The following is a 13,481-nucleotide window of genomic DNA, read 5'->3' on the forward strand; positions in this document are numbered from 1 at the left end:
AGCGCCTGTGATTCGCGTCACAGGCGCTTTTTCATGGCTTATTCCATCGCAGACGTCAGCGGCCTGTTGATCACCACATGCTTCATGACCAGCGTGGAAGTCATGCGCAGCACGCCGGGCAGCCGGGTCAGATGCTCGTCATAGAGACGCTGATAGGCAGGCAGATCGCGCACCACGACCTGCAGCAGATAGTCGGGATCGCCGAACAGACGCTGGGCCTGCACCACATTGTCGAGCCGGGCCACGGCGTCCTCGAACGCAGGCACGGACTTGCTGTCCTTGAGCGTGACAAAGACCAGGGACGAGAAATCCAGCCCCAGCGCCGCAGGGTCCAGTTCGGCGCGGTAGCCGCGAATCACGCCCGATTCCTCCAGCGCACGCACACGCCGGTGGCAGGGCGACAGGCTCAGGCCCACCTGCTCGGCCAGCTCGGTCACCGTGAGGCGGCCATTGTTTTCGAGCGCAGCAAGAATTTTTCGATCCAGCGAGTTCACGAGGCAGTTTCTTCCAATTTCAAGCCGATAGGCGGCGAATATTGAGAGCACATTCTCTCTCCTCTTCCATATTCTCTCGGCATCAACGCTTTTCGAGGGAATTTCGTGTCCTACGCCGCCTTGACCGCCTTCTGGGCCGTCTCCTTTCTGCTGGTGCTCACGCCCGGGGCCGACTGGGCCTATGTGATCTCGGCCGGTCTGCGTGGCCGGCGGCTGGTGCTGCCCGCCACGCTGGGCCTGGCCTGCGGTGCGCTGCTGGCCACGCTGGCGGTGGCGGCGGGCGTGGGCGCCCTGGTGGCACGCAACCCGGCCCTGCTGACCGCGCTGACGGCCACCGGCGCGCTCTACCTGGCCTGGATGGGCGTGGGCCTGTGGCGCAGCCCGGCAGCCATAGGCAGCGCCGGCGATGCCGAGAGCGGCACGCGCTGGCACTGGACGGTCAAGGGAGCCAGCGTCAGCGGCCTCAACCCCAAGCAGCTGTTGCTGTTGCTGGCCTTGCTGCCGCAGTTTGTGCGGCCTGCCGAGAGCTGGCCGGTGTTTGCGCAGATCATGGTGCTGGGCGCCGTCCATGCGGCCAGTTGCGCCGTGGTCTACTTCGGCGTGGGCTGGGGCTCGCAAAGCGTGCTGCGCTCGCGCCCCGCCGCCGCGCTTGCCGTCTCGCGCCTGTCGGGCACGCTGATGCTGGTGATTGCCGCCGTGCTGCTCGGTGAAATCGCCGTTCAGCATCTCTGACAGCAAAAATGCCTGCGGCCAAAAACCGCAGGCATTTCAAGAACAGGCATATGCCACAACCCGGGACACCGGGCTCCCGCATTGCAAAGCAAGGCGGCAGAGGGGGCAGAGCGCCTCAGCAGAGGCCACTCCATCTCTTCAGCTCTTCAGTGCCCCCAGCACCTCATCCAGCATCTTCTTGGCATCGCCAAACAGCATGCGGTTGTTGTCCTTGTAGAACAGCGGATTGTCCACGCCCGCATAGCCGGAGGCCATGGAGCGCTTCATCACGATCGAGGTCTTGGCCTTCCAGACTTCCAGCACCGGCATGCCGGCGATGGGGCTCTCGGGATCGTCCTGGGCTGCCGGATTGACGATGTCGTTCGCGCCGATGACGATGGCCACGTCGGTCTCGGGGAAGTCTTCGTTGATCTCGTCCATCTCCATCACGATGTCGTAAGGCACCTTGGCCTCGGCCAGCAGCACGTTCATGTGGCCGGGCATGCGACCCGCCACCGGGTGGATGGCAAAGCGCACATCCACACCCTGCTCGCGCAGGGTCCGGGTGATTTCATTGACGGTGTGCTGGGCCTGGGCCACGGCCATGCCGTAGCCGGGCACGATGATGGCGCTTTTTGCCTCGCGCAGCATCTCGGCGGTCTCGGCTGCACTGACGGGCGCCACTTCGCCCTGGGGCTCGGCGGCCGCAGAAGCATCGCCTTTCTTGGCGGGAGCGCCGGAGCCGAAGCCGCCCGCAATCACGCTGATGAAGTTGCGGTTCATGGCCTGGCACATGATGTAGCTCAGGATGGCACCCGAGGAGCCCACCAGCGCGCCGGTGACGATCAGCAGGTCATTGCCCAGCATGAAGCCGGTCGCCGCCGCAGCCCAGCCAGAGTAGCTGTTGAGCATGGACACCACCACGGGCATGTCGGCTCCACCAATGGCCATGACCATGTGCACGCCGAACAGCAGCGCAATGACGCTCATCACTATCAGCGGCAACATGCCGTCGGCCACGGTTTCGGCATGCAGAAACTCGCGCCCGAACCAGATCACCACCAGCAGCGCGAGCAGATTGAGCCAGTGGCGTGCGGGCAGCAGCAGCGGCTTGCCGCCTATCCTGCCGTTGAGCTTGCCGAAGGCTATTAGCGAGCCCGAGAAGGTGACGGCACCGATCAGGATGCCCACATAGATTTCCACCTCGTGAATGGCTTTTTCTGCGCCGGCGAGCTCGATGGAGGTATCGACATAGCTGGCAAAGCCCACCAGACAGGCGGCCAGGCCGACCAGGCTGTGCATGAGGGCGACCAGCTCGGGCATCTGGGTCATCTTGACGACCTTGGCCGCATACAGGCCGATACCGCCACCGACCACCAGCGCGCCGACGATCCAGGCGATGCCGCCGGCATCGACGCGCGGGCCGAACACGGTGGCCAGCACGGCCAGCGCCATGCCGACCATGCCGAACAGATTGCCGCGGCGCGAGGTTTCGGGGTTGGACAGGCCACCGAGGCTGAGGATGAACAAAATGGCAGCCCCCAGATAGGCCACCGTTGCGAGACTTTGGGACATGGTGTTTCTCTCTTGTGCTCGTTCTTCTTATTTGCGGAACATGGCCAGCATGCGACGTGTCACGGCAAAGCCGCCAAACATATTGATGGCAGTCAGCACCAGCGCTGCAAAGGCCAGCCAACGAATCAAGTCATCAGGGCGAGCGGTACCCGCCGTTCCCGGCGGTGCAATCTGCACCAGGGCGCCAATGGCGATGATGCTGGAGATGGCGTTGGTCACGCTCATCAGCGGCGTGTGCAAGGCCGGTGTCACATTCCACACCACCATGTAGCCGATGAAGCAGGCCAGCACGAACACCGTGAAGTGGCCCAGGAAGGCCGCTGGCGCGTAGGCACCGATGAACCAGAAGGCCAGGGCGGCAATCGCAAAAATAATGGCCAAGGTCTTGGCAGGCAGCGGGCCGGCAGCGCCATGGCCATGACCGCTTTTCTTCTGTTCCACCACAGCCGCGGCCGGTTTGGGGGCTGGCTTGGGTGCCTGGGCAAGGGGCGGGCCAGGCCAGGTGATTTCGCCGTCCTTGACCACGGTCAGGCCGCGAATCGCATCGTCTTCCATATTCACCACGGCGACGCCATCCTTGGCTTTGCACAGCTCTTCCGTCAGGCGCAGCAGGTTGGTGGCGTACAGCGTGGACGACTGCTTGGCCAGGCGCGATGCGAGGTCGGTGTAGCCGATGATGGTCACGCCGTGGCGCACCACGGCCTCGTTGGGAACGGTCAGCTCGCAGTTGCCGCCCTGCTCGGCCGCCATGTCGACGATCACGCTGCCGGGCTTCATGCTCTGCACCATCTCGGCCGTGATCAGCTTGGGCGCCGGTTTGCCGGGGATCAGCGCGGTGGTGATGATGATGTCGGCGTCCCTGGCCTGCTGGGCATACATCTGGCGCTGCGCAGCCTGGAAGCCCTCGCTCATCACCTTGGCATAGCCGCCGCCGCCAGCACCGTCCTCTTCGTAGTCGACCTTGACGAACTCACCGCCCAGCGATGTGACCTGATCGGCCACTTCGGCGCGCGTGTCGTTGGCGCGCACGATGGCGCCCAGATTGGCGGCCGTGCCAATGGCCGACAGACCGGCCACACCTGCGCCGGCAATGAAGACCTTGGCTGGCGGCACCTTGCCTGCGGCCGTGATCTGGCCGTTGAAATAGCGGCCGAAGGCGTTGGCGGCCTCGATCACGGCGCGGTAACCCGAAACACCGGCCATGGAGGTCAGTGCATCCATCTTCTGCGCGCGGCTCAATGTCCGGGGCAGCGAGTCGATCGCCAGCACCGTTACCTTCCTGGCAGCCAGTTGCTGCATCAGATCGGGATTCTGGGCCGGCCAGATGAAGTCGATCAGGATCTGGCCTTCGCGCATCAGCGCGACTTCTTGCGGGGTGGGCGGGCGCACCTTGAAGATGATGTCGGCAGCGGCCCAGACCGCCGCAGCGTTGGGCAGCACCTCGGCACCCACTGCGCGATATGCGTCATCGCTGAAGTTGGCGGCATCGCCGGCGCCCGATTCGATGGCGACCGAAAAGCCCAGCTTGATGAGCTTTTCGACCACATCGGGCACGGTGGCCACGCGCTTTTCCAGCGGGAAGGTTTCCCGTGGGATGCCGATGAGTTGGGCATCACCACGCTGGGCGTCACTACGCTGGGCGTCGGTCGGCGGGTTGGAAGAGGTAGACATGAGGAGTCTCCTGGAGTTTAAAAACTGGTTCCCTTCAGGCCGACCCGCCCCCCAACCATTCCTACCGCAGGAGGAACTTGCTTGCATGGGCATTGGCACGGCCTGAACGATCTTGAAACTGTGTCGGGGCGCCTCCCATGAAGCGAATGCCCGCTGCCTTGCAGCACAAATACGTTTTAGCAGCCCGCACCAAAATGGGGCACTCGCATCCATGCTAGCTCAAATGAGGGATGACGCCAGAATCTGAGCGGGCATTTTTGATGCGCGTGTCATGCCGTGTCATGCTTGCGGGGTTCGCAGCCCGCGAGACTACGCAAACGCCTGAAAAATACAAGTCACCCATGTTGCAATATCACACTGTCCCCGTCACAGCCTTTCAACAGAACTGCTCTCTCGTCTGGTGCGACCAGACCATGGACGCGGCCGTCATCGACCCGGGCGGAGATATCGAGCAGATCGAGTGGGAGGTGGAACGCCTGGGCCTGAATCTCAAGGCCATCTGGATCACCCACGCCCATATCGACCACGCGGGCGGCACCAGCGAGCTGGCGGCCAAGTACGAGCTACCCATCATTGGCCCGCATGAGGGCGACCAGTTCTGGATCGACGGTCTGCCCCAGCAGGGCGCCATGTTCGGCTTTCCCCACTCCGACCCCTTTGTGCCCACGCGCTGGCTGCATGACGGCGACACCGTGACCATCGGCCAGGAAACGCTGAACGTACGCCACTGCCCAGGTCACACGCCCGGCCATGTGGTCTTCCACTCACCGCAGATCGACCGCGCCTTTGTCGGCGATGTGCTGTTTGCCGGCAGCATAGGCCGCACGGACTTCCCGCAGGGCGATCATCAGCAGCTGATCGACTCCATCGTTCAGCGTCTGTGGCCCATGGGTGACCAGACGATCTTCATCCCCGGGCATGGTCCGGAAAGCAGCTTTGGCCGCGAGCGCAAGCTGAACCCCTATGTCAGCGGGACCTGAAGCCTGACGGCCGAGGCTTGCGGAATCAGGTCTTCCGTAGCAGCATGCGCCTGTCACGCCTTGTGACATCACATCTATTGGAGGGAGTTCGTATGCGCAATTTATGGAAAATTTGCCTGGCTTCAGCCCTGGTCAGCAGCTCATGGGCGAGCCTTGCTCAGGCTCCGGCAGCGGCGCCTGCCGCACCGGCCGCCAAAACAGCCCCCATGCCCGCCAAGCCGGCGGCAGAACCCGCAGCAAAGGCAGCGCCGGCCCCTGCCGCTGCCAAGGCGGACATGCAGACCTTTGTCTGCAAGGATGGCTCCACCATGAGCGCGGCGTCCTCCAAGGGAGCTTGCTCGGGCCGCAAGGGCATTGATCAGCAGGCCACTGCCAAGGCTGGTGCAGGCGCCAAGCCGGCCGCGACCGCCGCACCTGGCGGTGGTGCAGGCAAGGTCTGGGCCAATGAGGACAGCAAGATCTATCACTGCCCCGGCACCCGTTTCTACGGCACCACCAAGAACGGCAAGTACATGAGCGAGGCCGATGCCAAGGCCGCCGGCATGCACGGCGCCAACAACAAGAGCTGCAGCTAAACCTGTAGCATCAAACCATCGCGCTGACCTGCGATTGCAGGCAGCGCGATTTTTCATTCACAACAGGCTAGATTGCTTGTCCATCAAACACAAGCAGCTATCAATTCAAAAGGACAATCGCGGGCATGAGCTGGCTGGTCGGACTGGGTATGTTGCTGATGGCAGCCTTGCTGCTATGGGCTTTTTCGGCGCTGTTCATCAGCATGCTCGCCGGCCTGGCGGTCAGCGCCCTGCTCTGGCAGCCGCTGCGCTGGTGGCGCCGCAGACAGTTGCTGCGCGAGCTGGAGCAGAACCCGGCCCTCGATATCCAGCGGCAGGCCCCATGCGCCCTGTTCTATCTGCTGTCCGCAGCCGTGGTTCTGCTGGGATGCGCCGCCGCACTGGCCACTCTGATTCATCTGCCCGATAGCCTTTATTCGCCCGAGCAGCTTTCTCTGATCTGTGGCCTGGCATTTGCCATCAGTCTTGCCACCCTTATCAAGCTGAGCGGTAATCTCGTCAGCCTGGGTGAGGAGGCCGCTGCCGCTGCCGAGATCCGGGCGGCCTGGTCGCTGGCGGCGGGCATCGTGCCCATGCTGTCCCTGATCACCCTGATTTTCTTCGTACCGCATACGGCGGGCTGGATGGTCTGGCGCGAGCAATGGCGGGGTTATGACGGCACGCGGCTGCGCATCCCCCTGAAGCACAACGATGCCGAGCACCAGCAGGCCTTGTTGCAGTTGGTCCGCCCGATGCTGGAGCAAGGCAGCCGCATCCTGAGTCACCGTGCCCGCTCGCGCAGCGGCGGCGGCTATACCCTGAGCGCCGCCCTGCCCGCACGCTATCGTTTTCATGAGGATGCGCTGGAGATGCAACTGGCGGGCCTGATGCCGCAGGAGCAACTCAACATGCATCTGCAGGCCCTGATTTCCGTGGTGGAAGGAGAGGCCAGCAGCCTGCCACTGGCCTATGCCCAATGCCAGCCCTCCACCGATTGGTTGGGCAGACAGCGCTTTTTCGGACGTGGCCAGCAAGCCATGCAATCGCTGCGCGAATGCGTGCGGGCTCGCCAATCCGAGCTGGCGACCGCTCTTCCATTGCTGCGGGGCAATCTACAGGAGGTGCAAGTGGGCTGGATTCGCTTTCGCCCCTGGCCGGCTCTGCCGCGCTGGCAGGCAGCGGCCTTGCCGGAAGATGAAGATGAGCTGCAGCGGCTCGATACTTTGCGCTAGGAACCACTGAGCGGCAGCACATCCAGCCACTGGCCGGGCTCCAGCCCTTCAATCGAATAAGGCCCCACGGCCATGCGCACCAGCCTCAGCGTGGGGTGGCCGACGGCTGCCGTCATGCGGCGCACCTGGCGGTTCCTGCCCTCGCGGATGATGAGCTCGATCCAGCAATCGGGAATGTTCTGGCGCACGCGAATCGGCGGGTTGCGCGGCCACATCAGAGGCTGGGGTTCTATCAGGCGGGCCTTGGCGGGCAGTGTCTTGCCGTCGCTCAATTCCACGCCGTCGCGCAGGCGCTGCAAAGCGGCCTCGTCAGGCATGCCTTCGACCTGCACCCAGTAGGTCTTCTCCATCTTGTGGCGCGGATCGGCAATGCGGGCCTGCAACTGGCCGTCATTGGTCAGCAGCAGCAAGCCTTCACTGTCGGCATCGAGCCGGCCCGCCACATAGACACCAGGCACATCGATCCAGTCCTTGAGGCCCTGCCATTTGCCCTCGGGCGTGAACTGGCTGAGCACTCCATAGGGCTTGTGAAAGCACAGCAGACGCGTGACCTCGGGCCGGAGCGCGGGCTGGCGCACCACGGTGCTGCGGCGCAAGTTGCTGGAGCGATTGGAAGAGAACGGGCGGGGCATGGCAACAAGCTTAGCAACAAAGACCTGGACTGGCATCAAGCATCAAAAAGCCTTGTATCGCTTACTGGACAATGGAAAACAGCTATCAGTTTTGAAAATCCGGAAAAGCAGCACCGAGGAGCGGCTGTGGATACACCTCACGCACGCAGTTCAGCCAGGCCTGGGCCGCACGCGACAGGTAGCCGGGCCGCCACATCAGCGCCACATCCCAGGGAATCTCGGGCTCCACCAGCGGGCGGCTGGCCACGCGCTGCGGGTCATAGCGGGCGATGACATGCTCGAACATCACGGCCACACCCACCTGGGCCGCGACCAGATGGCCTATGAAATCCCAGTAGCGCGTCTGCAGCTTGACCTGTGGCGTGAAGCCCGCTGCCTCGCATTGCTGCAGCACATGCTCGTGCAGAGCAAAGTCCGAGGTGTAGAGCACAAACGGCAGCTCGCGCAGATCGCTCCAGCGCATGGGTTGGCCCGGGTCTGTCACCTGCCGGGCGGGCAGCACCACGCGCGTCTTCTGACGCGCCACGGTGTAGCGCTCCAGCGCAGGATCGGGGGCGGAGAACAGGCCCAGCGCCATGTCCAGCTTGCCTTCCTGGATCAGTTGGTACTGGGCACGCGCCCCCTGCTCGTTGACCTGCAGGTTCACACCCGGATAGCGCTGCTGGAACAGCGCGATCACCGGCGCCATGTAATGGCCCGTGGTGGGCATGATGCCCAGGGACAGCTCGCCGCGCGTGATGTGGTCGACCTCGGCCACCTGGCGGCGCAGCAGCTGGGCCTGTTCAAGAATCTCCATCCCGCGGTCATAGACCACCTGGCCGGCATCGGTGAGCTGCACGCCCCGCCCCTCGCGCAGCAGCAGGCGGCCACCGAATTCGTCCTCCAGCGCCTTGACCATCTTGCTGATGGTGGGCTGGGTCACGTGCAAGGCGTCAGCCGCGCGGGTAAAGCCGTTCTGGCGCACGACCTCGATGAAGTAACGCAGGGCACGCAGGTCCATGACAATTCCTTTTACGCATGGAAAAAATGAAAATAAGTCATTTTATGAATATAGGTGAAAACCCTAGAATCGCATCCATGTCACAGATCCCGGAAGCTGCCACCCCTCGCACCCAGGGCGGCAGCCATTCTTTTGCCCAGACACTCTGGCAACTGCTCAAGGCCGTGCTGCAAGTGTGCCTGCTCAGCGCCATCTGGATTGCCATGGATGTGCTGCGCCAGCATTTCGGCTGGAGCATGCCGGCCGGCCTGATCGGTTTCGGCCTGCTTGCGGTGGGGCTGTTCTCGGGCCTGGTCAAGGCGCGCTGGCTGCAAAGCGGCACCAACTGGCTGCTGGCCGAGATGCTGCTGTTCTTTGTGCCCGCCATGCTGGTGGTCACCGAATACCCCGATCTGATCCGCCATCAGGGCCTGCGCATCCTGGCCGTCATCGTGGCCAGCACGGCCTGTGTGATGGGAGTGACCGCGTTGGCGGTCGATCGCGTCTACCGCTTCGAGCTGTGGCTGGCAAGGCGCAGGTCCGGCCGCGAAGCCGGCAAGGAGTAAGCCATGCTGTCGAATGAAGTCATCGGTCTGCTCTCACTGCTGACCACCGTGGCCTGTTACTGGGTCAACAAACGCCTGTACCGCAAGCATCCCCACCCGCTGCTGATGCCCATCGTTGCCACGCCCATGGTGCTGATCGGCCTGTCGCTGCTGACCCATGTCAGCTACCCCCAATACATTGCCCAGACGCACTGGCTGGTCTGGCTGCTGGGTCCCACCACAGTGGCCTTTGCGCTGCCGCTGTACGAGAACCGCAAGCTGCTGCGCAAGCACTGGATGTCGATTGCGACCGGCGTGGTCGTGGCCAGCCTGGTGTCCATCTCCACCACCATCGCGTTTGCCGATATGTTCGGCCTGTCCGAGGCGCTGCAAAAAGGCCTGGCCGTGCGCAGCATCACGACACCGTTTGCGATCGAGGCCGAGAAAGTGCTGGGCGGTCCCACCGATCTGGCGGCCCTGTTCGTGCTGCTGACCGGTGTCAGCGCCATGCTACTGGGCGAGACCGTGCTGCGTGTGCTGCCCCGCATCCGCAGCAAGCTGGCCACGGGCGCCAGCTGGGGCGGAGCCGCCCATGGCAGCGGCGTGGCCCGCGCGCGCCAAGCCGGCGAGGTGCAGGCCGTGATGGCATCGCTGGTGATGATGATTGCCGGTGCCGTCAACGTGCTGGCTGCCCCCTGGGTGCGCACATTGTTTTTCTGAGCGGCGCTCGGGGACTGGCTCCGGCAAGCGCCGCTCTCAGCGCACCGGAATGGCGATCGGGCGCAGCGGCGCGGCGTCGCCACCGCGGATCTTGAGCGGCCCTCCAATGAAGGCGAACTCATAGACCTTATCGCGCGAGAGTGCGTCCAGGGCTACCAGCTCCATGATGGGTATGCCTTGCTGGGCCAGCAGATAGCTGTGCAGCGGCACATAGTCGTCGTCCACCTCGGAGGGGAAGGTCTCCAGGCTCAGATTGTCGGCGCCGATGATCATGGCACCCGCATCCTCGGCCAGAAAGCGGGCCGCATCCAGGCCCAGCCCTGGCGGCTTGGCCATATAAGCCTGGGGCTGCTCGTAGAGCTTCATGCGGCCCGTGCGAATCAGCACGATATCGCCCTTTTGCAGCGTCACGTTCTGGCGGGCCAGCGCCTCCTTGAGGTCCTGCCGGGTGATCCGGTACTGGTCGGGCAGCATGTCCAGGCCCTTGGCCGCAGCCACGTCAATCAGCACGCCGCGCGCCACAAGGGGCGGGAATTTCTCTATGCCTGTGCGCTGCCAGCCGCGGTCGCCCAGATGTTCGTCGGCACTGAAGCCGTTCCAGATCCTGCCGCGTATGCCGAAGTGGTTGAGTGCGTCGATGTGCGTGCCCGTATGGCTGTACATGGAGAAAGCCGTGCCCGTGTAGCTGCGCGTGGCATTCATGCTCTTGCCTACGTTCATGGGGTCGTCCACCACGGTGCCGCGTGGCGTGTGCGTCATCCAGAACTGGTAGTGCGGATCGCCGGCGTCCTGCCAGCTCGGCATGCCCACGTAGTACTCGGTGGCGAGGTCATAGACCTGCCCGCCTGTGATGCGCTGCAGGATGGCAGCGCGCGAGGCAGGCGTGATCAGATTCAGGCGGCCGATCTCGTCGCCCGGCCCCCAGGGGCTGGTGCCCACATCCTGGCCGGCACCGGCCGGGAGCGTGTGGCCGCCGTGGGCATGAGCCAGGCCGGAAAACGCTGCTGCCATCGCGAGCAACAGGGAGGGCAAGCGCCGAACACGGGCGCGGAAAGAAAAGTTCATGAGTGTTTCCTAGGAAGCTGTGCACCTTGCGGCGCGAGTGAGAAGGTGAGAGGAAATGGCTTAGCCCACCAGGCTGCGCAGCCTCTCGCGCAGCAGGTCCAGGGGCAGGGTCTGCAGCATGGGCAGGCCCGGAGCGATGACGCTGGGAATGCTGCGCAGGCCCAGGTGCCGGGCCAGTGCGAGGTCCTGGTGAACCATGTTCAAGGCCTCGGCACTTTCCATGCTGCGTGCAAAAGCATTGCGCTCGAAGCCGGTGTGCGTGGCGATGTCCAGCAGCACCTCGGCGTCGCCTATGTTGCGATGGGCACTCATATGGGCGTGCTGTATGGCATCGAACAGATTCCAGTGAGCCTCGTCGCCCTCTAGCATCTGGGCAGCCTGGCAGGCCAGTGCGCCAGCCAGGCCGCTGGGGTACTCGAAGCTTTCGCGGCGCATGCCTTCGATGTCGATACGCTGGGTGTCGTCATGCTGCGCGCAGGCCTCCCAGTGCCCGAGAATGGTTTGCTTGGCCTGCTCCATGGAGCCAAACCTGACCACCATTTCGGCGCGGGAGGCTTGCAGCACAAAGCTGCGCTGACGTATGCGCAGGCCCAGCTCACGGGCCACCTGACGCAGGCGCGGCGACATCACATAGCACCAGCCGCAAACCACGTCGTGGAAGAAATCGATGACGGGAGCAGCCTGCGCTGCCGCGGACAGGACCGGGGCAGGGGCTGGATGGGCTGCGACCTGCGCGGGCAGAGCGCAGGAAAAATCATGGCATTGCGTCATGCTTGTGTCCTTCATGGCTGATGGACAGCAAGCGTAGGGCGCAGGCCTCGCAGGAGTAAGAGGCCTGCGCTTGAGAGACTCTTAATCCTGCGTCAAGAATCGCCGCCCATCGCCGCAGGCAGCTCTTCTGCCAGAAAGTCCACAAAGGCGCGCACCTTGGGCAGCAGGTGGCGTTGCGTGGGGTAGACCACGTAGACATGGCGTGGCGGCTCTGCCCAGTCTTGCAGGCTCAATGCCTCCAGCTGGCCCTGAGCGATGGCGGGCCGGGCTAGAAAGGACGGCAGTGCACCGATGCCGAGGCCGGCCACCAGCAGCTCCCGCAACATCAGGCTGTTGTTGACGCTGGCTCGTGCTTCGCTCGGAACTTGCAGGCCGTCGTCAACCTGTGCCAGGCTGTAGTTCAGCAGTGCATGGCCACGCAGTGCGGCCACGCTGGCCGGGCGGCCGTGTTGCTGCAAATAGGCCGGCGAAGCGCACAACATTTGCGACAGCGAGGCCAGGCGCCGCGCAATCAGCGATGAATCCGCCAGTTCGGCGCTCAGGCGTATGGAGACATCAAAGCCCTCGCCCACGGCGTCCACCAGCCGGTCTTCCATGGATAGGTCGATCTGCAATTGCGGATGGCGCTGCATAAAGCGCGCCAGCAGCGGCGCCAGCGTGCTCAGCGCAAACGACAGCGGCGCGTTCACGCGCAGCCGCCCCGTCACCAGCTCGGACTGCGCCCGCACCGATTGCTCCAGCATGTCAAAGCCATCGAGCAGCCGGCAGCATTCGGCGTAATAGGCCCGGCCGGTATCGGTCAGGCTCATGCGGCGCGTGGTGCGCTGGATCAGCACCGCACCCAGCTGTGCTTCCAGCGCGCGCAACTGCTTGCTGAGAGCCGCCGAGGAAAGATCGAGTGCGTCGGCTGCCCTGGCAATGCTGCCCAGTTCGACAATGCGCCTGAAGGCGCGCAAAGGGGTGAGCGAATCCATGGAAGAGAAGAGCGAAAAACTGGGCCGCAGCGTAGCAGCTTTCGCTACAGGGCCGACGCGACCGGGGCGGGCTCGCTCTTCTTCTGAAAAATGGGCCGCTCAAGCTTTGCAGCTTGCTTGAACAGCCCCCAAGCATCAGGCCAGCGTATAGGCCGTCTTCACCGTGGTGTAGAACTCCTGGGCATAGCGGCCCTGCTCGCGCGGGCCGTAGCTTGAGCCCTTGCGCCCACCAAACGGCACGTGGTAGTCCACACCCGCCGTGGGCAGGTTGACCATGACCATGCCGGCCTGGCTGTGGCGCTTGAAGTGCGTGGCGTGCTTGAGGCTGGTGGTGGCTATGCCGGCCGACAGGCCGAACGGCGTGTCGTTGGACACGGCCAGGGCCTCTTCGTAGTCCTTGACGCGGATCACGCTGGCCACGGGGCCGAAGACTTCCTCGCGATTGATGCGCATGCCGGCTTCGGTGTCCACAAACAACGTGGGCGCCATGTAGTAGCCCTGCTTGCCGCTTCCCGTGTGGCAGGCGACGCGGGCGCCACCGGCGGCCAGGCGCGCGCCTTCGGCCTTGGCGATTTCCA

The 13,481-nt window shown here is 64.0% G+C and carries 15 protein-coding genes; 6 read left to right on the forward strand and 9 right to left on the reverse strand.

Translation table 11 applies throughout. From position 1 onward, the window contains the following. Positions 1–38: 38 nt before the first annotated feature. Positions 39–494 carry an Lrp/AsnC family transcriptional regulator gene (locus CSE6_RS23210; protein ID WP_059441590.1) on the reverse strand — a complete coding sequence of 152 codons (456 nt, stop codon included), beginning with the start codon at positions 492–494 and terminating at the stop codon, positions 39–41. A gap of 105 nt (positions 495–599) precedes the next feature. Here CSE6_RS23210 and CSE6_RS23215 point away from each other — a divergent pair, with 105 nt between their 5' ends. Next, positions 600–1,226: a LysE family translocator gene (locus CSE6_RS23215; protein WP_059441591.1), complete on the forward strand. Its 627-nt coding sequence runs from the start codon at positions 600–602 to the stop codon at positions 1,224–1,226. Positions 1,227–1,364: 138 nt separating this feature from the next. Here CSE6_RS23215 and pntB read toward each other — a convergent pair whose 3' ends face one another. Then, positions 1,365–2,780, reverse strand: coding sequence for a Re/Si-specific NAD(P)(+) transhydrogenase subunit beta (pntB, locus tag CSE6_RS23220; RefSeq protein ID WP_059441592.1), 1,416 nt, complete (start codon positions 2,778–2,780; stop codon positions 1,365–1,367). A gap of 27 nt (positions 2,781–2,807) precedes the next feature. After that, positions 2,808–4,451, reverse strand: coding sequence for a Re/Si-specific NAD(P)(+) transhydrogenase subunit alpha (locus tag CSE6_RS23225; protein ID WP_238585787.1), 1,644 nt, complete (start codon positions 4,449–4,451; stop codon positions 2,808–2,810). A gap of 341 nt (positions 4,452–4,792) precedes the next feature. Between CSE6_RS23225 and CSE6_RS23230 the strand changes: the two genes are divergently transcribed. The 3 genes from CSE6_RS23230 (at position 4,793) to CSE6_RS23240 (ending at position 7,217) form a co-directional block, all read left to right on the forward strand. Further along, positions 4,793–5,431: an MBL fold metallo-hydrolase gene (locus tag CSE6_RS23230; protein WP_034380907.1), complete on the forward strand. Its 639-nt coding sequence runs from the start codon at positions 4,793–4,795 to the stop codon at positions 5,429–5,431. Between the two features lie 206 nt (positions 5,432–5,637). After that, entirely contained in the window at positions 5,638–6,006 is a 369-nt protein-coding gene (locus CSE6_RS23235; RefSeq protein ID WP_034380947.1) for a hypothetical protein, read from the forward strand. Positions 6,007–6,131: 125 nt separating this feature from the next. Beyond that, positions 6,132–7,217: a hypothetical protein gene (locus CSE6_RS23240; protein WP_059441593.1), complete on the forward strand. Its 1,086-nt coding sequence runs from the start codon at positions 6,132–6,134 to the stop codon at positions 7,215–7,217. Here CSE6_RS23240 and CSE6_RS23245 read toward each other — a convergent pair. Together CSE6_RS23245 and CSE6_RS23250 are read right to left on the reverse strand one after the other, a co-directional pair. After that, positions 7,214–7,885: a pseudouridine synthase gene (locus CSE6_RS23245; RefSeq protein ID WP_152668630.1), complete on the reverse strand. Its 672-nt coding sequence runs from the start codon at positions 7,883–7,885 to the stop codon at positions 7,214–7,216. The genes CSE6_RS23240 and CSE6_RS23245 overlap by 4 nt on opposite strands. A 49-nt stretch (positions 7,886–7,934) precedes the next feature. Further along, entirely contained in the window at positions 7,935–8,849 is a 915-nt protein-coding gene (locus CSE6_RS23250) for a LysR family transcriptional regulator (protein WP_045839222.1), read from the reverse strand. A 77-nt stretch (positions 8,850–8,926) separates the two neighbouring features. On the opposite strand from CSE6_RS23250, the gene CSE6_RS23255 reads away from it, so the two are divergent. Then, positions 8,927–9,394 (forward strand): CidA/LrgA family protein, encoded by a 468-nt coding sequence (locus CSE6_RS23255; protein ID WP_152668631.1) that lies wholly within the window; start codon positions 8,927–8,929, stop codon positions 9,392–9,394. Positions 9,395–9,397: 3 nt separating this feature from the next. Further along, positions 9,398–10,093, forward strand: coding sequence for an LrgB family protein (locus tag CSE6_RS23260; protein WP_059441595.1), 696 nt, complete (start codon positions 9,398–9,400; stop codon positions 10,091–10,093). Between the two features lie 36 nt (positions 10,094–10,129). Here the strand turns inward: CSE6_RS23260 and CSE6_RS23265 are convergent, their stop codons facing one another. The 4 genes from CSE6_RS23265 to CSE6_RS23280 all read right to left on the reverse strand — a co-directional run. After that, positions 10,130–11,158 carry a cyclase family protein gene (locus CSE6_RS23265; protein WP_059441596.1) on the reverse strand — a complete coding sequence of 343 codons (1,029 nt, stop codon included), beginning with the start codon at positions 11,156–11,158 and terminating at the stop codon, positions 10,130–10,132. Between the two features lie 60 nt (positions 11,159–11,218). Next, positions 11,219–11,929 carry a DsbA family protein gene (locus CSE6_RS23270; protein ID WP_059441597.1) on the reverse strand — a complete coding sequence of 237 codons (711 nt, stop codon included), beginning with the start codon at positions 11,927–11,929 and terminating at the stop codon, positions 11,219–11,221. 92 nt (positions 11,930–12,021) lie between these two features. Beyond that, positions 12,022–12,903: a LysR family transcriptional regulator gene (locus CSE6_RS23275; RefSeq protein WP_059441598.1), complete on the reverse strand. Its 882-nt coding sequence runs from the start codon at positions 12,901–12,903 to the stop codon at positions 12,022–12,024. Between the two features lie 135 nt (positions 12,904–13,038). Further along, on the reverse strand, positions 13,039–13,481 hold a 443-nt coding region (locus CSE6_RS23280), incomplete at its 5' end, for an aldehyde dehydrogenase family protein (protein WP_152668632.1).

The organism is Comamonas sp. E6, from assembly GCF_001010305.1.
GTDB lineage: Bacteria > Pseudomonadota > Gammaproteobacteria > Burkholderiales > Burkholderiaceae_C > Comamonas > Comamonas thiooxydans.